The organism is Arenibacter hampyeongensis (assembly GCF_002909255.1).
Classification (GTDB): domain Bacteria; phylum Bacteroidota; class Bacteroidia; order Flavobacteriales; family Flavobacteriaceae; genus Arenibacter; species Arenibacter hampyeongensis.
Genome location: NZ_PIOB01000017.1, coordinates 19,093 through 45,378, shown reverse-complemented (window position 1 = coordinate 45,378; position 26,286 = coordinate 19,093). Strand labels below are relative to the sequence as shown.

General features: G+C 39.7%; 19 protein-coding genes. 4 read left to right on the top strand and 15 right to left on the bottom strand.

Features of this window, described 5'->3' with window-relative positions:
• Positions 1 to 728: 728 nt before the first annotated feature.
• The 3 genes from CWD91_RS21930 to CWD91_RS21920 all read right to left on the bottom strand — a co-directional run bounded on the left by CWD91_RS21930 (position 729) and on the right by CWD91_RS21920 (position 3,566).
• Complete coding sequence (locus CWD91_RS21930) at positions 729 to 2,264, bottom strand: PAS domain-containing sensor histidine kinase (protein ID WP_192877709.1); 1,536 nt, start codon at positions 2,262 to 2,264, stop codon at positions 729 to 731.
• 173 nt (positions 2,265 to 2,437) lie between these two features.
• On the bottom strand, positions 2,438 to 2,956 hold the full coding sequence (locus CWD91_RS21925; protein WP_103443118.1) for a RidA family protein: 519 nt from the start codon (positions 2,954 to 2,956) through the stop codon (positions 2,438 to 2,440).
• Between the two features lie 184 nt (positions 2,957 to 3,140).
• Entirely contained in the window at positions 3,141 to 3,566 is a 426-nt protein-coding gene (locus CWD91_RS21920) for a hypothetical protein (protein ID WP_103443117.1), read from the bottom strand.
• 433 nt (positions 3,567 to 3,999) lie between these two features.
• On the opposite strand from CWD91_RS21920, the gene CWD91_RS21915 reads away from it, so the two are divergent.
• On the top strand, positions 4,000 to 5,781 hold the full coding sequence (locus CWD91_RS21915; RefSeq protein WP_103443116.1) for a PQQ-dependent sugar dehydrogenase: 1,782 nt from the start codon (positions 4,000 to 4,002) through the stop codon (positions 5,779 to 5,781).
• 24 nt (positions 5,782 to 5,805) lie between these two features.
• Here CWD91_RS21915 and CWD91_RS21910 read toward each other — a convergent pair whose 3' ends face one another.
• The 5 genes from CWD91_RS21910 to CWD91_RS21890 all read right to left on the bottom strand — a co-directional run bounded on the left by CWD91_RS21910 (position 5,806) and on the right by CWD91_RS21890 (position 12,382).
• On the bottom strand, positions 5,806 to 7,095 hold the full coding sequence (locus tag CWD91_RS21910) for a Gfo/Idh/MocA family protein (protein WP_103443115.1): 1,290 nt from the start codon (positions 7,093 to 7,095) through the stop codon (positions 5,806 to 5,808).
• Positions 7,096 to 7,115: 20 nt separating this feature from the next.
• Positions 7,116 to 8,450 carry an acetylxylan esterase gene (locus CWD91_RS21905; RefSeq protein ID WP_103443125.1) on the bottom strand — a complete coding sequence of 445 codons (1,335 nt, stop codon included), beginning with the start codon at positions 8,448 to 8,450 and terminating at the stop codon, positions 7,116 to 7,118.
• Positions 8,451 to 8,648: 198 nt separating this feature from the next.
• A complete protein-coding gene (locus tag CWD91_RS21900; protein WP_103443114.1) occupies positions 8,649 to 11,285 on the bottom strand; it encodes an MGH1-like glycoside hydrolase domain-containing protein in 2,637 nt (878 codons plus the stop codon).
• A 366-nt stretch (positions 11,286 to 11,651) separates the two neighbouring features.
• Positions 11,652 to 11,870, bottom strand: a complete 219-nt coding sequence (locus CWD91_RS21895; protein WP_103443113.1) for a hypothetical protein — start codon at positions 11,868 to 11,870, stop codon at positions 11,652 to 11,654.
• 20 nt (positions 11,871 to 11,890) lie between these two features.
• Complete coding sequence (locus CWD91_RS21890; protein ID WP_103443112.1) at positions 11,891 to 12,382, bottom strand: DinB family protein; 492 nt, start codon at positions 12,380 to 12,382, stop codon at positions 11,891 to 11,893.
• A 314-nt stretch (positions 12,383 to 12,696) separates the two neighbouring features.
• Between CWD91_RS21890 and CWD91_RS21885 the strand changes: the two genes are divergently transcribed.
• Positions 12,697 to 13,653: a helix-turn-helix transcriptional regulator gene (locus CWD91_RS21885; RefSeq protein ID WP_103443124.1), complete on the top strand. Its 957-nt coding sequence runs from the start codon at positions 12,697 to 12,699 to the stop codon at positions 13,651 to 13,653.
• A gap of 198 nt (positions 13,654 to 13,851) precedes the next feature.
• Here the strand turns inward: CWD91_RS21885 and CWD91_RS21880 are convergent, their stop codons facing one another.
• The 4 genes from CWD91_RS21880 to CWD91_RS21865 form a co-directional block, all read right to left on the bottom strand.
• A complete protein-coding gene (locus tag CWD91_RS21880; protein ID WP_103443111.1) occupies positions 13,852 to 14,880 on the bottom strand; it encodes an alpha/beta hydrolase family protein in 1,029 nt (342 codons plus the stop codon).
• Between the two features lie 249 nt (positions 14,881 to 15,129).
• A complete protein-coding gene (locus CWD91_RS23115; protein ID WP_262509698.1) occupies positions 15,130 to 15,252 on the bottom strand; it encodes a hypothetical protein in 123 nt (40 codons plus the stop codon).
• Positions 15,253 to 15,461: 209 nt separating this feature from the next.
• Positions 15,462 to 16,946, bottom strand: coding sequence for a mannitol dehydrogenase family protein (locus tag CWD91_RS21870; RefSeq protein ID WP_103443123.1), 1,485 nt, complete (start codon positions 16,944 to 16,946; stop codon positions 15,462 to 15,464).
• A 5-nt stretch (positions 16,947 to 16,951) separates the two neighbouring features.
• The gene (locus tag CWD91_RS21865) at positions 16,952 to 18,670 is read right to left on the bottom strand and encodes a purine-cytosine permease family protein (RefSeq protein ID WP_103443110.1); all 1,719 of its coding nucleotides are present in this window, start codon (positions 18,668 to 18,670) and stop codon (positions 16,952 to 16,954) included.
• 420 nt (positions 18,671 to 19,090) lie between these two features.
• Between CWD91_RS21865 and CWD91_RS21860 the strand changes: the two genes are divergently transcribed.
• The gene (locus tag CWD91_RS21860; protein ID WP_157943869.1) at positions 19,091 to 19,579 is read left to right on the top strand and encodes a YybH family protein; all 489 of its coding nucleotides are present in this window, start codon (positions 19,091 to 19,093) and stop codon (positions 19,577 to 19,579) included.
• 141 nt (positions 19,580 to 19,720) lie between these two features.
• Here CWD91_RS21860 and CWD91_RS21855 read toward each other — a convergent pair whose 3' ends face one another.
• From CWD91_RS21855 to CWD91_RS21845, 3 genes are all read right to left on the bottom strand, one after another.
• Positions 19,721 to 21,370, bottom strand: coding sequence for a hypothetical protein (locus CWD91_RS21855; RefSeq protein WP_103443122.1), 1,650 nt, complete (start codon positions 21,368 to 21,370; stop codon positions 19,721 to 19,723).
• A 149-nt stretch (positions 21,371 to 21,519) separates the two neighbouring features.
• On the bottom strand, positions 21,520 to 22,986 hold the full coding sequence (locus CWD91_RS21850; protein ID WP_103443108.1) for an alpha/beta hydrolase-fold protein: 1,467 nt from the start codon (positions 22,984 to 22,986) through the stop codon (positions 21,520 to 21,522).
• 48 nt (positions 22,987 to 23,034) lie between these two features.
• Entirely contained in the window at positions 23,035 to 24,408 is a 1,374-nt protein-coding gene (locus CWD91_RS21845) for a Gfo/Idh/MocA family protein (protein WP_103443107.1), read from the bottom strand.
• A gap of 428 nt (positions 24,409 to 24,836) precedes the next feature.
• On the opposite strand from CWD91_RS21845, the gene CWD91_RS21840 reads away from it, so the two are divergent.
• Positions 24,837 to 26,183, top strand: a complete 1,347-nt coding sequence (locus tag CWD91_RS21840) for a neutral/alkaline non-lysosomal ceramidase N-terminal domain-containing protein (protein ID WP_103443106.1) — start codon at positions 24,837 to 24,839, stop codon at positions 26,181 to 26,183.
• Positions 26,184 to 26,286: the final 103 nt, after the last annotated feature.

Here is a 26,286-nt window from a genome sequence, read left to right as displayed (position 1 = left end):
AATTTGGCTATTGCTATGATAGTCGTAAAATGTGAAGGGAAATTAGATCATTTTGAAACATAAAAAAATGGTCGGAATTTCTTCCGACCATGACTGGGCTTATTGGCCCTCTTTTTTTATTCGAAAAATCAGCCATTAAAGAGTTTTTTTCCGATTCCATTTTTCAAGTCCTTAATTAGTGGGCAATTTTCAATAAATTACAAAATATGCGCTGTTGGAATCGCTGGTTATTAAAACAAGGCTGTCCCCTTTAATTAAGTCCGGATTCAAAAAGCATTGGTCGCCAAAATCGCAATTATTAGCTTTTTTTTAATCCTATAAATGTTCTTTTGATTGTCAAAGCTTCAATCTTTGTTCCAGATCAATATATTTTTCAAAGATTCACTCCCAAATATAAAAAAGGTAAGGGGAATTGGAGATAAAGAAATGTTGCCATTGTGGTCGCATTAGTAGTTATAAATCCTTCAACCATCAACTGATTTTTACCCTTACGGGAAATGGGGCAACGTATCGTCTAAATGGCTAAGAGGTATTTCATTGGATGCACCATAAGGGACATGATTTGGAACTATTGCACTATCCGAAGCTATCCTTTGCGGAATGTTATCATTTTAAACTAAACTGGACTATATTCCTTGAGGTTCAAATAACTATATCAATAATTAATGATCCTGTCTTATAGCCAATTTATTTCCCTTCGTTGACCCATGGCCATTTAAATTGGAGTATTATTTAAAATGCTTTTCAATTAAAGCCAGCAATTCAGGTTTGTTAATTGGCTTTGAAATATAATCATTGCACCCCAGTTCTATTGCCTTTTCTTTATCTCCAGTCATTGCAAAAGCTGACTGGGCAATGATAACTAGGTGATTGTTGAATTTGCGAATTTGTTGGGTTGCTTCCAACCCATTCATGTTGGGCATCTGTATGTCCATTAATACCAAATCAAAATCTGTGTTTTTTTTGCAGGCTTCAACCGCTTCAAGACCAGAGCTGACCACTACTACCTCTTTGGTAAACTTCTTAATAAAATGGCAAATTAAGTGCTGTGATATTGCATCATCTTCAGCAACCAATATTTTGAGGCCTTCGCTTAAATTACCCTCATTTAATGTTGGGCTATCATTGCCAACAATGGTTTCCGGTTCATATACGGGATGATATAGAATAGTAAAATAAAATGTAGTTCCTTTCCCTTCATCACTCTCCAACCATATGCTCCCACCAAGCATCTCAATGTATGCTTTTGCAATTGCCAATCCAAGACCAACTCCTTGTCTCGCTTCAATATCACGAATATCAGCCTGCATAAACCTTTCAAATATGGCCTTTTGTTTATCTTTTGGGATTCCAATTCCGGAATCATTTACATAAAACTCAATGAAATCCCCTTTTATGTTATATCCAAATTCTACGGAACCGTAATCAGTGTATTTAATTGCGTTTTTTACCAGATTCGTAAGAATTCCATGCAATTTTCCATTATCAGTTTTAATCCTTACTTCTGTGTCCGGGAGACTGTTTTTAAAAGAGAGTTGTAGACCTTTTTGTTCAGAATCAAGTTTTAATAATTTATAAACGTATTCTATTATCCCATTAACATTTACTTCTTCAAAATTCACTTTAATTTGCCCTGCCTCAATTCTGGAAATATCAATAATCTCCTGAATAATATTAAGCATCCGTGCTCCACTTTTCTCAATCATAGCTACATACTCCTGCTGACTTTCGCCAGAAAGATTCGGTTCTTTTAATAGGCTTGAAAAGCCGAGAATACCGTTCATGGGTGTTCTTATCTCATGGCTCATATTTGCAAGAAAGGCCGATTTTAAAAGGTCGCTATCTTCTGCTTTTTCTTTGGCAATAATAAGCTCGGCATTTAAATTGGTCAACAGTATTTCATTGTTTTTACTTTCTGTTATATCATTAAAAAATATTGTTATACCTTCATTTGAAGGGTATATTTTGTTTGTAAACCATTTTCCCCATGCCTCATAATGTTCCTCTATATAAATAGGCTCCTGAGTTTCCATAGCTTTTTTATATGCTCTTGCAAATAAAGTATTATGGGCTTCAGGATATTCTTTGTAGTAGTTTTTCCCAATCAGATCTTCAATAGTCCTGCCCAATAATTGCGCTCCTGCCGGGTTTATATAAGTGTAGTTGAAATCTTTATCGAAAACAACAACCCCATCGCTAACTCTTTCCAATGAAGATTTTAAGGCTTCACTTACATTATGAGCTTCACTTATTGCTCTTTCCAACTCCTGATAGGACGGTTTATTCCTATTCATATCCATTTCTTTTTGGTTGGCCCTAACGGTTTTGTGTGTGATTTATAGGCGTGGTTAAGTACCTAGTTTAGCTAAACGAGTTGAATTTCCGATTAGAAAACTCAGTCATTATTGAACTAAGACGTTACTGTGAGGTCGTACTTCTATTCCGATTTATGAACTTCCAGTTCAATTTCAATCATAAAATCTGGAATAGCCAATTCCTTTACGCCAAGCCAAGAACCTGTGGGAAATTGTTTTTTGTAAATTTCATTTCGGTATCCTGCTTTTTCGAGAAATAGTGGCATATTGGTCGTAAAAATGTTTTCCACAACTACATCATCAAAGGTGCAACCATAATGTTTTAAAATCTTTTCCAAATCGGAATAACAGTTTTTCATTTGTTGTTCCAAGTCTCCAATAGCAGTTGGGTTTCCCTCATCGTCCATGCTTACTGCTCCAGAGATTTTAATGTCATTTCCGATTTTCACAGCGTGCGAATATCCATAGGCCTTTTCTACTTCTGGTCTTAGTAAAAAGTATTCAGGTTTCTCTGATTCAACCATCACTTCTTTTTCAACTTCTTTCGTTTCTTCTTTTTGTTTTTGTTCACAACTTTGGAATCCAAATGCTAAAGCAAAAAGAAATGTAAGTAAGGTAATTCGTTTGGTTAGTACTTTCATAATGCTGATTATTTAGTGCCTACTTATTCGGTTTTCGGCATTCCCGTTCTTATTATGGTTGTCGTTTTTAAGTTTTACACACAACGGTTGGTGTAGGATTGGTTGCAGACTTTTTCAACGGAAAGTGTTGGCCTGGCCATAAAGATAATTGATTGCCGGAATTTCCAAGAGGAAATTTTAGCAATCAATTATTAGTTATGTCCACAAACGGTGTTTTTTCAGGAGGCAGGTCCAACTTACCGAGTATTTCATTCAAATCAGAAAGGGATTTTTTATCAATTATCTGGGTGTTGATTGTCAATTCGGTTTGGTCAGTTTTTAAGATATAGTCCCCTGCAAATTTTTTGATGTACTTTATTTCTTCTAGTTTTATTTTATTTCCAAAGGGATAACTTTTAGAAATAATTCCTCTTTCTATTGTCAAATATTGGTGGGTGTATTCATAAAAATAAGTTCCCATTGAAAGTCCAGCTATAGCAAACCAAGCATAGTCAATACCATTTAAAGGGGTATCCGTAAGCATTTTCAATATTCCCAATATCAACCAAGCTATCCCAAAAAACAGGTTGTAATTGAGTCTCTTTCTAGTAAACCTTATTTTAGTTTTCATTTTTTTGCACTGATTGCTACCGTGACTGTATAGGATTGGTTCCGGTGATTAAGCAACTAATTTAACAAATTCAAACCGAACCTACCAGCTGGTAGGCAGGTAGAAAATTCAACTTGCAACACTTTTGGGCATGGGAGTATATTGGAAGTTGACGGGAACAAGCAGTCCTTCCGCACCAATAGGGTCGGTGACCGGAACGTCAAAGTCATAAACGAGGTCCAATGGCGATTTGGCTCTTCTTAATTGTTCTCTTTTAAATTCTTGTTGGCTGCCTCTATTTTGAACTATATTTTGATTTTTGGGCCGATCGGTAATTTTCTATTAGGGAATCAAATTTTTAAAATCAAATAATTAATACTAATTTTAGTAACGAAGCTTAAATGAATTATGAACTGATTTATTGATTTTTTATTCCTCACCTCAGTCTCGAAAAATGAAACATAAATTAGTGACAATTCCATCTGGCTCTAAAATAATCCCATATATTTTCCTAATTGCCGGTGTTTTGGCACAGTGCACTGAAGCCTTGCCTCCGGGCGACCCTGATAATGGGGGATTGGCACTACCCGAAGGTTTTGAGGCCGTTGTGGTGGTAGATAGTATTGGACCTGCCCGCCATCTTGCCGTAAATAAGAATGGGGATATTTATATTAAAATGCGGTTTGCCCATGAAGAGGGCGAAAATATTGGACTTCGCGATACCAATAATGATGGGAAAGCGGACGTCATAAAGCGGTTTGGGGTATTTGATCAACGCGGTTACTATGCCACTGGAATGCGCATTTATGAGGATTATTTGTATTACAGCACCGCCAGTACGGTGTATAGACAAAAACTGACGAGGGGTAAACTTATCCCGGAAAGTGAACCGGAAGTTATGCTCACGGATGATTATCAAAATTCCAAATATGGATATTCCCATATTGCAAAGCCGCTAACTTTTGATGATGACGGCCATATGTACGTGCCATTTGGATCTCCGGGCGATGTTTGTCAGTCCAAAGAGCAAAATCGAATGCCGGGCGCATTGGGTTTGGATCCATGTCCAGAGTTGGAATGGCATGGTGGCATTTGGCAATTTGATGCCAATAAACCCGGGCAGGTCCAAAAGGATGGCTACCGCTATGCTACCGGAATTAGAAGTGTTGTTGGAATGGACTGGAATCACCACGACAATACCTTGTATGCCCTGCAGCACGGAAGGGACAATATGAACCGCAATTGGCCGGAATACTATTCTCCGTGGCAAAGTGCCATGCTGCCTTCGGAAGAATTTCTTCGGATACAGGAAGGGACCGATGCTGGTTGGCCATATTATTACTACGATCATATGCAGGGTAAAAAATTACTGAATCCGGAATATGGCGGGGATGGTAAAAAGGAAGGCAAAGGTGCCGAATACGAGCAGCCCATAATTGGTTTTCCTGGGCACTGGGCTCCCAACGACCTTCATTTCTATCAAGGAAATCAATTTCCCGAACATTACAAAAATGGAGCCTTTATAGCTTTTCATGGGTCGACCATAAGAGCTCCTTTTCCACAAGCCGGCTATTTTATTGGTTTTGTACCATTTAAAAATGGAAGATTTGGCGATTGGGAAGTGTTTGCCGATGGTTTTACACAAGTGGATAAAATTGTTGATACGGATGATGCAGGATACAGACCAATGGGAATAGCCATGGGCCCTGATGGTTCTTTATATGTAAGCGAAAGTGAGAAAGGAAAGATATGGCGAGTCATGTATAAGGGGGATAAGAAGACTTTTGGCCCAGGGCGGCTTGTACAAATGGAAGAACACAAAAAATTGCCACATATAAAAACTCCCGATGAATTAAAAGACGATCTTACACCGATTAGGGCAGAGGCAGGAGCAATATTATATAATAAATATTGTGGTACATGTCATATGGGCAACGGCAAAGGTGATGGCAGTAGGTTTCCACCGATTGCTGGATCGGAATGGGTAAAAGGGGATCAACAAATTCTAATAGATGTTGTATTGAGTGGTTTAAGCGGACCTATAGAAGTAAATGGTAGATCTTTTGACGGAGTGATGCCACCGGTAGACTATTTGGAAGATGAAGAGATTGCCCAGATTCTGACCTATATAAGGAGGGAATTTGGAGATAATTCACCTCCTGTGGGGTCCTATTATGTAAAACAGGGCAGATACTTTGCAAAAAAGAAAAAAGAGGAACAAAATAAAGCCCTTTAAAAAGGGCTTTTATTATATGAACGGTTATTTTACCAATCTCCAGGGTTTACGAGGTTTTCTGGACAAAAGGGCATTGGCTTCCGAATCTCCGATAAATTTTTCCTTGTCCGAATCCCAATTTAGTTTCCTTCCCAATCTGTACGAAATTAATCCCAAATGCATGGGTAGGGTCATGGTACGGGCATAGGCCAGATTTGATTCGGGTTGGATTCTAGATTTTACAGAATCCACAAAGTTTTGCTGGTGCCCTGGAGAGCGGATAATGCTTTGTGGTATTTCGGGGATATCGGTCATGGTTTCACCGTTGATTGTTATTTCACGGGAATTGTAATCACAGATCAAACTCCCCTTGTCGCCTTCAAAATAGGCGCCAATTCCGCGCTCCGCAGCACCAGGTACATTTGGTGGTTCACTGGTCCAAAATAGTTTTAAACCGTCGAACTCATAATCGATTTCAATCCATTTTGGGGTGTCTGCTATACCTTCTGCCTTCTCCCCACGGGCAACAATACTTTTTAGGCCCTTGGGTTCCAAGGCCCAAAAGGCCACATCGGCAATATGGCACCAGAAATCGGCAAAGAAGCCTCCGGAATAATCCAAGAAATAGCGATAGGTAAAGTGGCATTTCTCAGGAATATAATCTACATAGGGTGCAGGTCCCAGCCACATATCCCAATTCAGGTTTTTGGGTATGGCCACACTTTTAGGATTGCCCAAATTTGGTGGAGCCCCAGTTTTCCATAAACGAACCGTATGTACATTACCAATAGCGCCAGACTTTATAATTTCAACGACACGGTGGTAATTGTCGGTAGCATGTATCTGTGTTCCCATTTGAAAAATACTATTGTGCTTTTCCAAATTTTGGAGCATCATTTGCCCTTCTTTAACATCATAGGACAGCGGTTTTTCGCCGTACACATCCTTTCCCGCCTGAAAAGCTAAAGTTGCGATCTGTGCATGCCAATGGTCCGGGGTGGCACAGGTGATGGCATCAATGTCCTTGCGGTCCAGAATATTTCGGAAATCACCATAGCCTTTCACTTTTTTTCCGGGCTGAAGGGTTTCCATTGTTTTTAAGCTGCTCGCCAGGTGCAATTCGTCTACATCGCAAAGTGCTACAACATCCACTTCCGGCAACCCACTGAACCATTTCATATGGCTGTTGCCCATTCCCCCAACGCCAATGTGGGCAATTCTTAGGCGATCGCTAGGAGCGATACTTCCGTATGCCGAAGGTAATAAGGTTAGCCCCAAAAGGCCTAAACCACTTTGTTTAATGAATTCTCTACGATGCTGGTCTTTTGACTTCATGTATTTTTGGTTTGGTTCAATTAAATATAGGAAAAGGTCTTGACATAATATATGGAGGCCGATCTATCTTTTTTCCTGAGTTTCGCGAATAACCATTCCTTTCTCAATTCCTGTTGTTCTGGGTAAGTCCAATGTTGCGTTTTTTGAAAAAGATGAAGCTCCTTTGGTGCGGTTAATACATTATAGGCGGAATAGGTAGAGGCAGGTGGGCATACATTGTCATTATAGCCCCAACTGTACCAGCCCGGTACTTTTACGAAGCGTGCAAAATTTACGACATCATAATATTTGGAAACTTCTATTTTCTCTGGTTTGTTGGAAAATTCGTCCACGAAAATCTGTGGCCAACCTCCGGCACGCCCATGTAAAAATCCTGTCATATCGGATAGGGCAGGGTAAAAGGCCGCCAAATAATCAATCCTATCATCCAAACTTGCGGTAACAATGGAAAGTGCACCCCCTTGGCTACCCCCGGTAACGGCAATATCTTCTCCATTAAAACCATCCACACTTTCTATAAAATCGACAGCCCTAACACAGCCCAGATATACACGGCGATAGTAGGCAGTATCCCTATCATCTAGATTGAAGGTCTGGTAACCGTTCAGGGCACCTCTTCCAAGATCATCATAAACACTTTGATCCAGGTTTAGGGGTATGCCATGAATACCAATGGTAAAAGAGATGAATCCTTCCGCAGCTTCGTCAATTTCCCCATAATAGGGCCGTATTCCAGCACCAGGAACGTGTAGTATGGCGGGGTATTTTCCAGGCTTTTTGGGTTTGGTAAGAATGCCATAGATTTTCCCTTTTATGTTGTCCAACTTCACATGGTAAACCTCTACCTTGTCGGTGCAACGCTCTGGCATCAAAGTGATTGTGGCGTTCATAGGTACTTGATCCAATTCTTCCTTGCCTTTTTTCCAAAACTCCTCAAAATCTTTGGGTAAGGTGGTCGTGGGCTGTATTTTATCAGGTGCAAAACCTACGGTGGTATAAGATGAATACTCCTTGCCATCTACCATAACTGTTGCGGTACAACGGAGAAATCCCGGTTCGGTGAATTTTTTAGTCTTAATTTTTGTGGTATTGTTTTTAAGGGTTCTCGTGCCCTCATCCCAAATTTCTATGGTTCGGTACCCGGGATCGGGTTGAACGATGTATTTAATTTCTATATCGTCCAAGAGAACATTGTTTCTAAAAACTGAAATTGAAAATTCGGCCTGTTCGCCAAGAGAGTAGGTCCAGTCGGTATGGTTGGGACTTACAATGACTTCCACGAGTTCTTGGCGGGGTTGTGCAATTAGAAAAGCACTAAAAAGGAGGAAGCATATAAACGATTGGAATATTTTCATTTTTGTCTTTTTGGATTGGTTTGCGTTCAAAATTGGAGCAATACGGGGGAGCATGCCTAGATTTTACGTGGAGGTAATTGGTAATGATTCCCTACCACTGTAGAAAGATAATAAATAAGGTTGGAATTTTGGTCCCTAAATGCAATAGACCCCACAAGGTGAGGTCTATATTTTATGGCTGTTTAGAAAATGTCCGGTTTAGGACCCGGATTCTTCCATTTCCATGATGAGATTGGCGATCAATGCCGTCCATCCTGTTTGATGCGAAGCACCTAGGCCTTTACCATTATCACCGTCAAAAAATTCATAAAAGAGATGTTGGTCCTTAAAATGCCCATCCTTTGAGAACAAGTTATTGGGGTCTTCTGCGTGATATTGAAATTTGCCTTCCGCGTTACGCTCAAAAAGTCTTATCAGCCTCTTGGTTAGCTCATTGGCTATTTCCTTTAAGTTTAGCTTTATACCAGATCCAGTGGGAAATTCATATTGATAGGTAGGACCGTAAAACTTATAATATTTTCGCAAAGATTGAATAATCATATAATTCAATGGCATCCAAATGGGCCCTCTCCAATTGGAGTTGCCCCCGAACATATTGGATCGACTCTCACCTGGCTCGTAGTGAATGCTATAATGACCATTGTGTTGAAATACAAAAGGATGATCCTTGTGGTATTTGGATAGGGATCTAATACCATAGTCCGAAAGAAATTCGTCTTCATCCAAGAGCCGTTTCAGGAGCTTTTCCAACCTATAGCCGCGCATGATCGAAAAAAGATAGTTACCATCCTTATTGGTCTCTTCTATATTGGAAATCAAGGAGGCTAGATCTGGACGTGTTCTAACAATATCGACAGCCCTTACTTTAAATTCCTTTAATTGTTCAAAGAGATCTTTATGTATGATCTCTACAGCAAATAAGGGTATAATACCTACTAAGGACCGCACTTTCAATCGGCTTGTTTCCCCTGAGGACAGTTCAACTACGTCGTAATAAAAATCGTCCTCATCATCCCAAAGTGAGATATCTTTTTTTCCTATGTGGTGCATAGCCCAGGCAATATTAAGAAAATGCCTGAAGAACTTGGCCGCAGATTCTTCATACACTTTATTGGTCTTCGCCAGTTCTAGCGACATACGCAGCATGTTTACCGTAAACATAGCCATCCAACTGGTGGCATCTGCCTGTTGCATTCTACTAACGCCATGTGGCATATGATTGCGATCGAACACCCCAATGTTATCGAGGCCTAAAAATCCACCTTCAAAAAGATCGGTACCGTGTTTGTCCTTTTGGTTCACCCACCACGTAAAATTGATCAGTAGTTTTTGGAAAGCATTTTCCAAAAACTTTGTATCGCCAGTGCCGTTCCTTTCTTTGTCCTTTTCATAAACATTCCAAACAGCCCATGAATGCACTGGAGGGTTCACATCACTAAAATTCCATTCGTATGCCGGAATTTGTCCATTGGGGTGCATATAGCTCTCCCTAAGTACCAGTAGCAATTGTTCTTTTGAAAAATAAGGATCTATCTCTGCAAAAGAAACCATGTGAAAAGCAAGGTCCCAAGCGGCATACCATGGATATTCCCATTTATCCGGCATAGAAATCACATGCCTGTTGGTAAGGTGTTGCCAACTAAAATTTCGCGGGTTGATTCTATCTGGCTGCGCTTCACCGGGTCCTCCAAAAAGCCATTTAAAAACATCATAGTAATAAAATTGCTTGGTCCATAACAGACCTGAGAATGCGCTCTTTGCAATATGCCGGTGGGCAATTGGCAAGTCTTTCTTTAATTTGCTTTCATAAAATTCGTCACATTCCCTTATTCTCTCCTCAAATATCGCATCAAAATCCGCCCAGGGATCTTTTATTTTATTTTTGCTAAGTCGCACCCTAATGCTCTTTTCCTCACCTGCCTTAAGCTTAAATTTGTGCCAGATGGCAGATTTGGAACCATTCTTTTCGGGATTTACGGTGCGCTTGCCGTTTACTACATGGTCGTTTATACCATCTTTAACGTACTCCACCTCATTGGGCACATTATAAATGCGCTTATTGTTGGTTTCATTTTCACAGAAAAGCTGTTTGCCATTTTCATGATAAAAATAATGTCGACCGTTTCTAATGCTTCTGGATTGCACACAGTTCTCGGCAACCGATTTAATTCTCGGGCGACTAAATAGTTTGTTGTGTTTCCAAAAATTTCTGAACCAAAGGTGTGGCAATACATGAATATTGGCCCTTTTGCGGCCTCTGTTTACGATGGTGATCTTCATGAGAATATCATCCACATCGGCTTTGGCATATTCTATAAAACAATCGAAATAGGCATTTTTCTTAAAACTAGGTGTGTCCAACAGCTCATATTCCGCTTCCTCCCGACTTCTTTTATTGTTTTTCACCAAGTCCACATACGGAAATTTCTTCTGTGGATACTTATACAAATATTTGCTGTAGGAGTGTGTAGGTGTGGATACTTGATGAAAATAGAGTTCCTTAACATCCTCCCCGTGATTACCTTGATTGTTGGTGAGACCAAATAATCGCTCTTTTAAAATATCATCCTTCCCATTCCAAAAAGCGGGTGCCAGGCATAATATCTCCTTTGAGTCGCAAAAGCCTCCAATACCTTCCTCTCCCCATCTATAGGCGTTACTACGTGCTCTATCGTGATCTACAAAATTCCATGCGTCTCCATGTGCACTATAATCTTCCCTTACTGTGCCCCATTGTCTTTCGGCCAAATAAGGTCCCCACTTTTTCCAATTTTTGTAGTTTTCGGGAACTGCCAGTCTTTCTTCCTCAGCAATTTTCGGGGTCAAATATGCCATTCAGATTTTATTAAATGTATTGCGATTGTTAAAACCATAGCATACAAAAGAATTTGGTTCCTTACAGTTCTATACAGTATAGAGATCGATCTTTTTTTGCCTGGTTGGACGCAAAAATAAACCTTATTTTGAACAGTGAGCAACTAAAGTGCCTAATATTATCTAATTGATACTACAGTTCATGATCTTTTACCAACCTGAAAATATAAGCTTCATTAATTGATGAAATCATATTTCATTTAAACAGGAAAAGGCATTCTGAATGGCATTAATTTAATCCACTAGTCTGCACCCAGCTACAGAATATGGTAAAATAGGGCAACAATACTATTGACTCTGGCTTAGCCAGAATCAATAGAGGTTTTTTTATACCAATTCCTCGCAATAAAAGCCGTGGTTTTTTAGTGCTCGAATTACCGAGTCTACCTGAACCAGTTGAGTTTCGACCCGAAGGATATTATCGCAATCCTCCAGGTCAAAATTCCAATAGTCATTTTTGGTAATTAATCTATTTAAAACGGGTTTTAGGGTTTTTACCTCCCGTTTTTTTGCTACGGATGTTTTAAATACCAATATGGTTTTCATAATCTTACCCAAATTTAATTTTAATGACGGTCATAAAATGCAGGTGGTTCTATGCCCAAGGAGCGTAAATAGACATATCCCTGTCCGCGATGGTGAATTTCATTATCTATAAAGTAGAAAACGGAAGACCAAACAGTGCCTTCATATTGTCCAAATAGCTTTATGGTTTGCTGAAATTGTTCTTCCTTAATTTGTGACCAATACGTGTTGATTTCGTCTGTGGCACTATCCCAAAGTTCAAGTATTTTAGCTTTTTGGTTTCCGTGTTCTATATTTTCATTGAGCGGAGCAGTTATTCCTGTGGCAATTTCCTTTAGACCGGGGGCAGCAATTCCCAGAAGTTCCATAACCATTTCAGAAAACGGACGCATACCGCCAATGGTATGGTTAAAGAAGGCTTTTTCAGGGAAAGCATCAATTGCTCGTCGTGTCAAGGCTCTATGACCTTGCCAATGCTTCAATAATTCTTCTGTTGAAATTACTTGGGTTGACTTGTTTAGTGTAGTTTCCATAATTGTACATTTTTAAGTGATTAATATTTCTGAATCAAAATTAATCCTGGGCAGTGACAGCCCTATGTCAGTAGCAAAAAAATGAATTGTAAATAAATTCCAAATGACTTAAAATGAAGTGATTAATAATTGTTTTTGGTACTGTTGACAATGGGTTGTCACTTGTTGGTCTTTAATTTGTGTACTGACTTTAGGAGCATTGGTTTTTGAATGTCTTTTGTTGCAAATGATGAACCGTTATGTATAAATCGAAGGTAAATTTTGGATTATACTTTTATTTGAAGTCCTATCTTTGGGAGATATGTTATGCAATTATGGGTATGGATACCGTTAACAGATTTGATCGTATTGTGGCCATTTTGGTACAGCTGCAGTCGAAACGTATAGTAAAGGCACAGGAGTTGGCGGATCGTTTCCAGGTAAGCCTCCGTACCATTTATAGGGATATAAGAACCCTGGAAGCCTCTGGTGTGCCCATAGTAAGTGAGGCCGGAGTTGGCTATTCCATTATGGAAGGTTATCGTTTACCACCGGTTATGTTTACTAGAGAGGAAGCGGGAAGCTTTGTTGCTGCCGAAAAATTAATGCAAAAGTTTGTGGACAAATCGCTTGGCAACTATCATCAGTCGGCCATGTTTAAGGTTAAGTCGGTTTTGAGAGGTAGTGAAAAGGATTGGATTTCGGCCTTGGAATCACAGATAACGGTAGATCCTTCACAACAATTGTTCAATGAAAATATACCCGATGCCCTTGAGATTCTCTTTGAAAGTATTGCTGAAAAAAAGCAGGTATTCCTCAAGTACCACTCAATGCAAAGTGAGAATCCTACGGAAAGATATATTGAAGCCGTAGGACTTTTTCATGAAAATAATTTTTGGTATGTGTTGGGGTTCTGCCATTATAGGAATGATTATCGGCAGTTTAGAACAGACAGAATGTTGGCCATTAAAAGAACAGCACATCCCTTTAGCCAGGAGCATGGCAGTTTGGATGACCATTTAAGTAAAGAAGTAAATAGGGAAAAAGTAAGGATTAAAATATTGGTGGATAAAGGAGTAGCGAGGTATATTGGTAGCAGTAAAAAGCAATATGGCTTTATTTCGGAGAAAATAAAGGATAACAAGGTGGAGATGACATTTATGTCATCAGATTTGGAGCATGGTTTTCCAAGATGGTATCTAATGTTCGGGGATTATGCCGAAATATTGGAGCCGGAAAGTTTAAAACTTAGGGTAAAGAACATTTTGGAAAAGGCTATTTCCAAGCTATAGCCGTTAGTGGTACACCACTGAAAATATAAATAGGATCCTTTAGGTACCTATGACAGCGCATTACCAGGTAATAATAATCAGTCCCTTATGTGGTTGTTGTATTCAGATTTCCCAATTATAGGATAGGGGACCTACTTGTTTTGTGGATGGACTATTCGTTTTTACTAATATCAACACTTGGTTATTGGCTGCATAATGTTAATCTTCAAGTAAATCATTTAATGCAAATTCGGTCAGCATTTCGTGATTGCCTTCAAATATGGTCAAACTTATATTTTCAAATTTCTTTCTTAAAAAAATTTTTCTATTCCCAATAGTGCCAAAATCACCCAGTGCCTCTCGTTTTTCAAGTAAGTTCAATTTTTCAGAAAGTGATACATATTGTAAAGTATCGGACACTGACATATCGGTCAATAACTTATTATAGAAATTGATTGAATGGGTAATAGGTACACTTCCTTGTATTCCGTCATATATACCGGCATAAATAGATAGTTCGGAATTTTTTAATTTTTCTGTTGGTGTATTCCAATAAATAGGTGATTTCTGTTTCGCACTTTCAATATTAAGAACATATTCAGAACCAGTGCAATCAAGAATATTTGCTGCATAGTTATTGTCCCTTATTATACTTTCCTTATACCATGCAATTAAATCACTAATCGATGCCCAAGCTGAAAATTTTCTAATCTTATGTTTCGATTTCATAAAAGTACTCAGTGTCGCATAGCCACCGCCACTAACACCAACAACGTATATTTTAGAGGTGTCAACGTTGGAATTTTCAATCGCATAAGTTATTGCATCGTCAATGTCCGTTAATGCCAATTCACTGGCACAGGCATTTATTGTTAGGTTTGCGCCTCGAAAATCTGGATGGATATAATTCAGATTTTTTTGCTTGCACATTTCTGCCAAATCATCATTTTGGTCATAATAACCACTCCAAGTGTGTAGGCTTACAATTAAAGGTTTGGGCTTGTTGGATGGTGATTTAAAGAAATAGGATTTTTGAAAACTATTATCCTTAGAGGATTTAATTTTAACAATTCTAAAATCTTTGCCCCATCCTATCTTTCGCGTATCGTCAAACTTTAAAAAGGCTTCTTCGTAGGGTTTTTTAATCAACGACCAAGTCGATTCATTTTTACTTAGAAATATACCCAATGCTATCCCAATTAATAAAATCAAGATAAAAGTTACCAATTTAAGAAGCCTATTTTTCAAAGTTTGTCTTTTACAATTACCGCTAAGGTCTAGGCTTTGATTTGCTATTTGGGATTTAATCCAAATAAAATCTAGCAGAGTATCGGGGCCGGTTAAATTTACAAAAACTTTTGAATTGAAGTAAGTAAGGCAAACAATACCAAGGACGGTGATTTTTTACTAAATGGATTCTTAAGAATAACTATTTATGTGGTGCATATATTGGAACGGACTAAAATTTTAGGTGTAATATCCAATTAGCTATTTGGATTATACCAAATCACCATTGGCACCTATGACTAGACCTGAAATCCATTTGGAATCGTGGTTTGCCAAAAACAGCACTACCCGGGCAATATCAATTGGTTTTGCCAATCTGTTAAAAGCATTCATGGCACTTGGCCTATCTATGGTTTCTTGCTTTTTCCCTTTAAAAACAATTCAGTTTTCGTGGCCCCTGGAGCCAGGGCATTTACTGAAATTCCTCTACCGGCTACTTGTAGAAGCCCCAATTACCTACTTGCGCTTGGGCAAAGAGGCAAATTTGGGTATTTCAATTTATTAATTTTCATTATTTAATCCTGAAAAGGGAAAATTTCCTTTTAAAGCATATCCTGCATATACTTTTTGATATTGGCATCCTTATATATTTTCTGAACCATAACAGAGTATAAGTCCGTAAAGCGTTTATTTTTGGCAAGATTACCAAAAAGTGATTCCTGTTTGATAAACGCTAGTGGATCCGATGTGGTTTTAACCGCGGCTTCGTGAAGTTCGTTGCGCATGGCATCTATAATTTCCAGGGGTTGCCCATCTTTATCAGCTTGCTTGTCACTATAATGGCACCAGGCCGCAATAACAAGAGTTGCGTATTTAATGCTTCTTCCTGCAGCTAAATTTTCTTCAAGGGTAGCTATTAAAAATTTCGGCAGTTTGGCGGAGCTTTCCGAACAAATGCGGCTAACACTGTCCTTTATGTTAGGGTTGGCAAAGCGTGCCTGTAAACTGTCTTTGTATTCATTTAGGTCAATCCCCTTTACCTCATCCAAGACCGGAGTTGCTTCCTTGTCCATAAACGTTCTTAAATAACTAACGAAGGTATTGTCTTCCATACAGGCGTTAATGGTTTTGTGCCCATGTAGCGCTCCCAATAAACCCAACACTGAATGACCTGCATTTAATAATCGGAGTTTCATTTTTTCATAGGGCTTCACATCTGGAACAAATTGAACTCCTACCTTCTCCAGTTCGGGGCGCCCATCCGAAAAACTATCCTCAATTACCCATTGTAAAAATGGCTCACAGGTAACTGGCCACTCATCCTTTATTCCGTAAGTTTTTGCCAAGTAATCTATATCCGATTGGGTAGTTACCGGTGTTATGCGGTCTACCATACTATTCGGGAAGCACACCTCCCGTTCTATCCATTCTGCCAAGGCTGCATTTTGTTGCTTGGCAAATGAGAGGAGCATTTCCCGAGCTACATCACCATTGTGCTGAATGTTATCGCAAGACATAATTGTGAACGCTGGTAGTTTGGCCTCCTGACGCTTTTTTAAAGCTGCCGTTAAATACCCATAAACGGTTTTGGGGCTATGGGGATATTTTAATTCGTGTTGGATATCTGGATTATCAAAGTCAAATTCACCTGTGGAAGGATTAAAATTATAACCTCCTTCGGTTATGGTGAGCGAGACAATTTTGGTAGCAGGGTCTGCCATCCGCTCTATGACTAGCATGGGGTTATCAACTCCCAGTAGGAAATCGCTAATTGAACCTATCACCGTTGGTGCAATTTTTCCATCAGGATGCTTAACGATAAGGGTATAAAGACCGTCCTGCTTTTTTAGGACGTCATGTATTTTTCTATCACCTTCGCGCAAACCTATACCGCAAATGCCCCATTGAGGAGCATTGTATTTTTCCTGAAACTTATGTGTATAAAAAGCCTGATGTGCCCTATGAAAACCGCCAACACCAATATGGACCATTCCTGACTTAAGTACCTTTCTAGTATAAGTAGGACCTGGAATACGGTCTGTAATTTGAGATAAATTCTTTTGATTGAGTTGAATAGTAGTATCCATTACCTTTAGTTTTTTTGCTTTTGTTTTAAACGCTGAAATGCCCAATAAGCAGTAACAAAATAGAGTATAGTACAAATGAATGCGTATTGATAAAATTGTGCGCGATTTACGATATATACGCTTTCATCAGAACTGCCAAAAAGCACGATACAAGCCAATATCAAGGTTATGATAAGGGCAATTATCGAAATGATTTTTAAAATTCCTGAAAAAATGGAAGTATCTTTTATATGCTCTTTTTCCAGTTTTCCTTTTTGCTCCTGAAATTTTGCAATGTTGTCATTGCGGATTTCTTCCTGTTGCTCTGCTTCAGGATATGACTTCTTGGCACCATAACGTGAAGCCAGGAAAGTATAAACTAGGATTGTGAAAACCCAGGTGGGTATAAATAGATAGAAGAAGGACATTACATTAAGGGAGTTCAGCCCAAAACCAAAGAACAGGCCCAATGCCCATGAGGCCACGGCTGGAGTGCTAAAGGTTAATTCGCGGTAGGCCGACCAATACCTGGTAAATCCTATTCTTGGAAAAATCTGATGTTCGGCGAATACAATGGCGCCTACCGGAACCACAATCAGACCGGCATAGGTCAACAAGGGAAGTATTTGGGAAAAAACAAACGGAAAACATGCTATCACTATCGTTATCAACCCTACCACTATGGTAGTCTTTTTTCGGGAATGATTGTAGAAGATGGCTTGTGCTGCCAACCCGGCCCTATAAAGGTTGGTAATGGCCGTGGTCCATCCGGCCACTATGACAATGACAAACCCGGACCAACCCAAGGCGTAATAGGCAACATCCCCAGGGTCGAGTTCCACTATAGATTTCCCTAAGATTACTGCGGCTCCGGCTCCCATAATACCAGCGGCGATCCAGGCGACATAATGTCCAAACATCATCCCTGTACTTGTAGCCAGCCCATAAATTTTCTTTTTTGCGAAACGTAAAAGGGCCATGTCAATTAAACCAAAGTGGGTAATGGTATTGGCGGCCCAAGCGAAACCAATTACTTCTATCAAACCAATACCAGGCTCACCATCACTATCAATTCCCGTCCAAATAGATTGATTGCCCAAGGCTATAAAATCATCCCAGCCTGATGGTATGGTTTTCGCTAAGACATCTAGGGATAAGGCAGGCAAAAGTACCATGGCGCCGCTAGTGAACATTACGAATAGCCAAGGCGCACAGATTCCTGAGAATTCGGAAACAGCATTGAAACCGTACAGTGCAATGGATACCACTACAATACCTACCCCAAATACAATCAAAATAAACCAGAGATTGGTAGGGTACCAGTTAAGTTGTGCAGGGATATCAAAGGCAAAACGTACCGCTGTTGCCGATACCGTGATCATGGCGGCGGATATGACGGAAAAGATGATCACATTCGCCCAATTGTAAAGTTTGGTCATGGAATCGCCCGCAATCTTGTTAAGATAGGTATAGAGACTAAGACGGGTATCCACTGCAATTGGGGACGTTATAAAGGTCCAGCTGAGCACCGCTAAAATATTGCCAATCAACAGTCCCAATAAAATGTCCATTGTTTTGGCACCCAGCGCCACAAATGTTGCCCCAATAACAAATTCGGTAGCGGCTACATGCTCGGCAGCATATAGTCCTGCAAAATGGGTCCAATCATGTAATTTATGTTTGGGAACAGGTAGTTGTTCCTCTTCCAGGTTTTCAAATTGCTCAAAATCTTTGGTCGTGTCCATATTTTAAGGTGGTGTTGATATTTGGCTTCGTGCATAAAGTTGATATTGGAATCGGGGCAGTTGTAATAAATGATAAAGCTTAAGTTAGCAAAACGGGTCTGTGTTGGTATAAATTTCAGAAAAATGCTTGATTGATTCCTATAGCGACATCAAGGTAATAAAAAGGTGATAATTTTTGGTAATAAATTAAATCTTCATTGCAACTTCTTCATTAATATCATTTCCTTTTCGGACTTGGAATCAAGATTATGCACTAAAATTCCAACAAATTGGGCCATTTGTGAACAGAGTCCACCTTAAATTGACGGATACAGGGTGTTTTCAGCCTTATTCCATTTAATTCAGGTATATAGGTCAGATTAATCTAGTTATTATCATGCTTAAGTTGTACTTTCAATAACAAACCAAAACATGATAATTATGAAACAAAAAATTGGATTATTCGGATTTTTAGTAGGTATGGCTTTGACCTTTGTTGCCTGCGCACCTGCCGAAAAAAAGGAAACAGTTGATATGGAGAAAATAACGAGCGAAATTCAAGCTATGGAAGACGCGTATTCGGCAGGTGAAAAAGCCAAGGATGCCGATGCCGTTGTTGCCTATTACAGTGACGACGCCATCAGCTATAGCCGAAATAGACAGCCTATTGTGGGTAAGGCGGCAATAAGGGAATATATTGCAAATAATATTGCAAAGGATACAACTGGGAATTACAGCGTTTATAAAATTGTCGATCTATTCGTGGAAGGGGCTTCAGCGGTTGAGATAGGATCCTGGACCAATTTTGATCCTTCCGGCAAGCAGGTGGAAAATGGAAATTATATGTCCTATTTTCAGAAAAGGGATGGTAAATATATTTGTATCCGGGATATGAGCACGACTACTGCAGCAGTTAAATCAGGAATGTAATTCCGAAAAATCTCCTTCTATTTTTATTTATTTTGGAAGGTTTAATTTATGATTGGTGGCGGGCATTTCCAACGGAAATTGTCCGCCATATCTATTTAAATATATCAACTTCCAAGTAATCGGGCTCTTTATGGGTGCAGGTTAATAAATGGAGACTTTGACATCTTTGAACATGAATGGATTACTACTTATTATTAAATCTTTACCACTAGCGGTGGTAACATTCCTAAGAACGATCTCATTGGTTATGACATAGGGAAACTTCTCTTTATAGGAATCGTCGGTCATTTCCTCATTGAAATCTTCAAAAATGGCAGGACCTACATAATCTTCCGGATGATTGGAATCATCTATATGAAGATTTTCAATGGTAATTTGTTCAGGCATATAACAGGTGTAGCCAAAATCGTGCTGCCCGGAATTGGAACCGCCAATCAAGCTGGCACTGGTTGGCTTGCCACCTTCTGGGACGAAAATACAGTTTCGTATTACGATTTCTCCCTGCCAGGTACTACCATAATCAGATCGCAGATTAATTAGGTTATTTCCTCGGATGGTGGAATTCTCAACAGTTAGGGTTCCGCTACCAATGGCATTGATACCCATGTGTCCTAGGGTAGAGTTACGGATAGTAGTATTTACAACCCCCTTGTGGGCATCAAACCGGGAAAACGTACAATTGTCATAGACGAGATTTTTGGAATAGTTGGAACTCTGTATTCCCCAAAATGTTTTGTCGTTGATATCATTGGTCTGACTACAGTTCACAAATGATACATTTAGTGTACGGCTAATCGAAATATCATAAGTTCCCATGGAGACCGGCTTTCCCGCCGAACCTATGGTGCTATAGGTTTTGTGTCCGGTAAGGATGCAATTCTGCACCGTTATGTAGGCGCAGTCACGTGTGGTGATGAAGCCGCTATATGGGGCACCATGGTCTCCCTCACCTATGATACGGTGTTCCAGCCCATCCAATATTACATTGGAACGCCTGATTGCGATGTTACGGCTATAATAAGTGTACTTGGATTCAGCTTTATTGGCAATGGTGGTAAAACGCCCACCGTTGATATTAAGTGTTGTCTGGTCCATGGGTAAGGCAGTCACATCCGTAACCTGGTCGAAGTCCCAGATAATGGGAGCTTCCTGATCCACATTACCGTCTTTATCAACGACAAAAATATCTGTTTGCTGAGATCCATTATCTTGATTCAGTCCATATCGGATATAATGCTTTTGATGAGCATTGGTAACCGTAATCAGACAGGATGTTGGCAAGGAGACGTTGATTTTTTCCTGGTTCTTCCGAAGGGAAGAAATGCCTTCAAGTTTAAAGGGTTGTTGGCTGGAACCGACCATGAAAATAGAAGCACTGCGGTTTTGGACCTCGGTATCGTCGATGAGGAACTCTGCTGTGCCGAAATCGGTATCCGTTCGTATGATTGCGGTGCGCTCCTTTCCTCCAATGTAGTATGTGGCCCCCTCGTCTGCTTTCACCTTAAGGCCATGCAGATTGGCAAATGCATGGGCTGCGGCTATGGCATCTATATCATCGGTATTGCCATCTCCACTGGCTCCAAGATCACTATAGCGCACTAAACCGTTGTTTTTGAACTTGAGGGCATCTTTGGTGGATACATTTACATGCAATTCCCCCTTTTCATTTGTAGAAACATGGGTTTTTTTCTTCTTGATAGTGATCACTACATTTTCCAGTGGGCTTTCGGTCTGACCCTGTGCTGCAAATAATAAGGAAAAGAAGAAAAATATTAATAGGGAATATTTCATTTTGAACGCTTGAACTTGGATATGTTTATGCATTTGAATAGTTGCCGATTTGAGTGTTGGGATCTTACAAAGGAAAATCAGATTTAGCATATTGGCAACGACATTTTGAAAATCTAAACTAGCAATTATTTTTATACTGATCAGCTCGTTTATTTCTTTTCCTTCAACCATCTATTATAGCATTTCTCCAAAAAAGCAAGTCCCTCCTTATGATACTCTTCGGTAAATACAGTAAAATGATCGCCTGGATAATATTGAAACTCAATTCCGGCATTTCGTTTTTTCATTTCGCCTTCCAATAATGCAACGGATTGATTTAAATAGAAATTATCACTCGTACCTACAGAAATTCTTATCCTGTCATCAAGGTCATCCTTTAAAGAATCCCAATTTTCCCTTAATTTAATAGATAGGTCGTATCTTTTCCATAGAGGAAGTGCAGCTTGATTTACCTCTCCATCGGGAAGGTTGACCAATCTAATCCTAGTTCCGTTTTCATCATAACCTCCAAAAACTGCATCAAATGAATGCATCTGGGAGCCTCTATATATGACGTTCTCCGTCCTATAAAAATCTTTGGCGCTAACTATTGGAAATCTACCTGCTATAGTGACATCTGCCAATAAATTACCTTTATTATCATAAAACATATTTTTAGTTTCGTATATGTTTTTATTCTGGTAATTTCGAAAATCTACCTGGTCTGGAGAACTTGACCATGTACCGGAAAATACCTTGGGATAATTTATTTGTAACCATAAACTGGACCAACCACCACTGCTATGGCCAAATAAAAAGTTGGCACTATTGCTTTGGTACTTTTTATTAAGTGCTGGAATAAACTCCTCTACAAGTGCATCGCCCCAAGGACCATTTATATCACTATTGGCATAGGTCGAGTGCCCTTCAGGACAGTTCCCATCCAAATAGACAACAATAGCAGGTTGATCTCCTAGATTTGTAAATTTATATTTGCCCAAACCAGCATGTAATTTATAATTGGCACCAAATCCAAAAATGGAATAGATTACGGGATATTTATGATCGGGATTTTCATAATATCCTTCAGGCAATACTACAGCGGCTTTTACAAAAATATCCTTCTTATGGAAATCACTTAATAATTTTGATTTTACACTTAATTCTTTTAAAAACTCTGTTTCTTTAAATGGAATTGGGGGAACAATTTTTTCGGCCTCTAATCTAAATACCTCATCGAAGTTCTTTGTTAAGCTTACCCTAAGTGGGTCTGAATATAGGTTTCCCTCACTTGTGCCTATATTGAAATCACCCATGTTTCGATCAAACACCACTTGTGCGTAATAGGAGCATCTTTCGATATTTGAAAGTTCTACAGGATAGGAAATAGCCTTATCATTAAATGTGGCCACTTGATTTGCTTTTAAATTGTTTACCTCTATTCTATAAACAGGAATTAATTCCAGACCCACAAATACATCTTTCGGGTATTTGTTTTCTTTTGATAAATACAAAAGTATGTTTCCTGAAAAACTTTCTTTTAGTACATCTTGTTTAAAGCTGACATCAAATGTTTGTGCATTGATTTGAAACCCAAATGTTAAAAGTAGAAAAAGAATGATGGTTAGTTTTTTCATATTTAAATTTTTTTATTTCTTTTTAAAACCATCCATTTGTCAGACCCATTAAAACCCTGCTACACTCCAGCCTTTGCGATACTCACGCTGAAGATATTTATTGGCCTCTGGATGCTTAGGAAATAACATATTGGCCGCGTCCCATTCCAGGACCTTGTCCGGTATACGTATGGCAACCGTGCCCAATAGGATGGCTTCGGTCATGGGGCCAGATTGAGCGAAATGTGATTCTGTTTTCTCACCGCCCAAACAGGCATCCACAAAATGGTGGTAGTGATTACGGTCATCCAATTTTGGCATTTCGTAATCCGTATATTTATTTTCTGGCAATAGAACGGGCATATCGCCATGTGGTATGAGCAGGGCTCCTTCGGTTCCAATGAGGATGGCCGATTCTGCTGGATATGGTTTCCCATGAAACAAGGCTTGTATTTCCCAAGGCGGGTAAAACTCCCCGTCAAACCATTCCAAAGGTAGCACATCCGATTCTGTAAACTCGTTGCCAGGGAACATCCAAGTGATATGATCGCCCTGCGGCCATGTATCAACGTTTCTTTGCGAAGAAGTCTTCCAGGACTCCTGAACCTTGGCCACGACCGACATAGGTGCTTTTAAACCAAGGCCTTTCCAAACGGCATCAAAAATATGGCAACCTATATCTCCTGACCAACCTGTTCCAAAATCTTGCCACGCTCGCCATATGGCCGGATGGTAGATTTTGGGGGCATAGGGGCGCATCGGAGCAGTCCCCGTCCAAAGGTCCCAATTTAAATGGGAAGGCACATCCTGCCCTTGAGGTGGGCGCGGGCCTGGCAGCCTATAGGTCTCAATGGCTGCAGGACGGTTGGAGCAGAGGTAGGCGTGCTTTATTTTGCCTATAACACCATCCTTTATTATTTGAACCGCCGAACGATCGCCTTTGCCCGAGGCATGGTGGGTGCCAAGTTGGGTCATTACCCCAGCCTTTATTGAAGCTTCGGTAAGTTTGCGAACTTCAACCACATCATGACACAAAGGTTTTTGACAATAGACATGTTTTCCATTTTGAATCGCCTGATAGGCAATGGCGAAATGATTATGGTCCGGTACCGTGACATTGACCGAATCAATATTGTCGTGCTCTTTTTTAAGAAGTTTGCGCCAATCGGAATATGTTCTGGCATCTGGAAAAAGTTCCGCTGCCTTTTGCAGGTTTTTGGCGTCCACATCACATAGTGCTACAATCTGAACGTCAGGATGTTGCTTGAAATTTTGGAGGTCGTGCCACCCCATTCCACCGACACCTATACAGGCATGTTTTAGTTTGTCCTTGGGTGATGCCAAACTTATGGCTGAAGTTCCCAAAAAGGGTACAGCGAGTGCCGCTGTAGTAATCGAATCCAAGAATCTTCGTCGCGATACCGATTTTTGTTGCTTTTTCATTGAGATATAAATTTTAGGATCGAATTACTATAATCCCATGGTTGATTGGTCGAAAATTTATAAAAGGTAATAACTAAAATCTAATAGAGACCTATTAATTGCAGTTTTTTTGATTCTATTAGACAACAGTATTGGCACAATATTCATTTATTAAGTGCTGACCAAACTTGGTGCAATCGGAAAACATCTAAACTTTAGGTGATTATTATTGAATACAGTAACTTCTGAACAAAATTTGATTATTGTTGCCTGAAACAACTTTGGTTCTAATTGAATCAAAAGGGCTATGAAGGGCTATGAAAACCTTTTTGGTTTTACAGAAGTTGTCGAAGAAATGGCTATCTAAGTAATCTGAATAATAATACCCAAAAAATATGATTATTTTTAAAATACAATTTATTAGGTATATGACTAATATTAAATCCCACATGATATTGAAAAATCTTTTTGTTGTTTGTTTTCTTTTGTTTGCTGTTAAGATGGGTTTTACTCAACAGTCCAATACTTCTGTTCCTATTAAAGGAAAATCACTTTCTACTTTGTTTCGGGCGTCTGTAGAGAAAATAAACATTACTCCCAAAAGTCCCCAATGGTTATTGGGTTATGGAGCTCGAAAATCGATGGGAGTCAACGATAGTATTTACCATCGTATTGTCGCTTTGGACGATGGTGCCAATAAGTTTGTTCTGGTATCATCGGATATATGCGTTCTTTCGCCTGCCGAGTATGATCGTGTCGCAGCCAAACTTCAAGATATATGTGGAATTGATCCGGTTAATTTCTGGTGGACAGTTACCCATACGCACTCTGCCCCGGAACTGGGGTCACCCGGTCTTCCTGCAATTTTTATGGGTGACCGCTACCAACATGAAGCTAATCCCGAATATACAGCCGAATCGGAGGAAAAGCTGATCAATGGTATTTTAGAAGCGCTCAAGAATCTTGAACCTGCACGCTTAGGTGTGGGCTGGGGTTTTTCAAGGGCCAATATTAACCGCCGAGCTTTGGATGTGGATGGCAAGGCTTCCCTTGGCATGAACCCTGATGGAGCGGTTGACCGACGTATTGGGCTGTTACGAATTGATAGGGAAGACAATAGCACTTTAGCTCTGATTTCTAATTACGCCATTCACGGTACCGTTTTGGGAGGGGAGAACTTGGAAATCAGTGGTGATGCACCAGGAATTGTCGCGGATTATGTTGAGCAGAAAATTGGAGCCCCCGTTCTATTTATCAATGGAGCCGCAGGGGATATAGCTCCTATCTACAGTGTATATCCTAATCCAATTCAGGGGCACTTGAAGGAGTTCCGAGTGCTACTTGGAGATAAGATCATAGAGGCTAACAGTAGGATTTTATCCACGACCAATGAGGTGAAATTAAATTCCGGGGCAACTGTTGTTGAAACCCCGAGAAAACCGGGTCTAGGCTGGCCTACGGAACTCGGAAGCTATACAAGAACCAATGATGATGGGAAAAAGATAGTACAACTTCCAATACGTTTCTTAAATATCAACGATGATGTGGTAATATGGAGTGCTCCCTTAGAGTTGTTTAATGAAATATCGAACGAGATTCGCCATCGTTCCCCTTTCCCTTTTACTTTTTATTTTGGGTACACCAACGGTTGGCTCGGCTATTTGCCAACTGCTGCTTCTTGGGAACAAGGGGGGTATGAGGTGGAAACAGTTTCTCCCTTTACACCTTCTGCGGAGAATGACCTTAAGAAGGCCGTACTAGGTTACCTTGAAGGGCGATCGGAGGAAGGGTTCTAATCGATTTAAGCGGACGAATAATCAGCTACAAGAACTATTAAGTAGATTGAAAGAATGTTTATTTAGAGCAGTGAAAAATTAAAATGAAATAAGGGCTACGAAT

Bases quoted from the DNA above. Each gene is read 5' to 3' on its own strand.
- CWD91_RS21900 (WP_103443114.1), bottom strand. From the start codon at position 11,285: ATGGCATATTTGACCCCGAAAATTGCTGAGGAAGAAAGACTGGCAGTT.
- CWD91_RS21885 (WP_103443124.1), top strand. From the start codon at position 12,697: ATGGGTATGGATACCGTTAACAGATTTGATCGTATTGTGGCCATTTTG.
- CWD91_RS21890 (WP_103443112.1), bottom strand. From the start codon at position 12,382: ATGGAAACTACACTAAACAAGTCAACCCAAGTAATTTCAACAGAAGAA.
- CWD91_RS21855 (WP_103443122.1), bottom strand. From the start codon at position 21,370: ATGAAATATTCCCTATTAATATTTTTCTTCTTTTCCTTATTATTTGCA.
- CWD91_RS21865 (WP_103443110.1), bottom strand. From the start codon at position 18,670: ATGGACACGACCAAAGATTTTGAGCAATTTGAAAACCTGGAAGAGGAA.
- CWD91_RS21915 (WP_103443116.1), top strand. From the start codon at position 4,000: ATGAAACATAAATTAGTGACAATTCCATCTGGCTCTAAAATAATCCCA.
- CWD91_RS21895 (WP_103443113.1), bottom strand. From the start codon at position 11,870: ATGAAAACCATATTGGTATTTAAAACATCCGTAGCAAAAAAACGGGAG.
- CWD91_RS21850 (WP_103443108.1), bottom strand. From the start codon at position 22,986: ATGAAAAAACTAACCATCATTCTTTTTCTACTTTTAACATTTGGGTTT.
- CWD91_RS21840 (WP_103443106.1), top strand. From the start codon at position 24,837: ATGATATTGAAAAATCTTTTTGTTGTTTGTTTTCTTTTGTTTGCTGTT.
- CWD91_RS21860 (WP_157943869.1), top strand. From the start codon at position 19,091: ATGAAACAAAAAATTGGATTATTCGGATTTTTAGTAGGTATGGCTTTG.
- CWD91_RS21870 (WP_103443123.1), bottom strand. From the start codon at position 16,946: ATGGATACTACTATTCAACTCAATCAAAAGAATTTATCTCAAATTACA.
- CWD91_RS21910 (WP_103443115.1), bottom strand. From the start codon at position 7,095: ATGAAGTCAAAAGACCAGCATCGTAGAGAATTCATTAAACAAAGTGGT.
- CWD91_RS21845 (WP_103443107.1), bottom strand. From the start codon at position 24,408: ATGAAAAAGCAACAAAAATCGGTATCGCGACGAAGATTCTTGGATTCG.
- CWD91_RS23115 (WP_262509698.1), bottom strand. From the start codon at position 15,252: ATGAATGCTTTTAACAGATTGGCAAAACCAATTGATATTGCCCGGGTA.
- CWD91_RS21920 (WP_103443117.1), bottom strand. From the start codon at position 3,566: ATGAAAACTAAAATAAGGTTTACTAGAAAGAGACTCAATTACAACCTG.
- CWD91_RS21925 (WP_103443118.1), bottom strand. From the start codon at position 2,956: ATGAAAGTACTAACCAAACGAATTACCTTACTTACATTTCTTTTTGCT.
- CWD91_RS21905 (WP_103443125.1), bottom strand. From the start codon at position 8,450: ATGAAAATATTCCAATCGTTTATATGCTTCCTCCTTTTTAGTGCTTTT.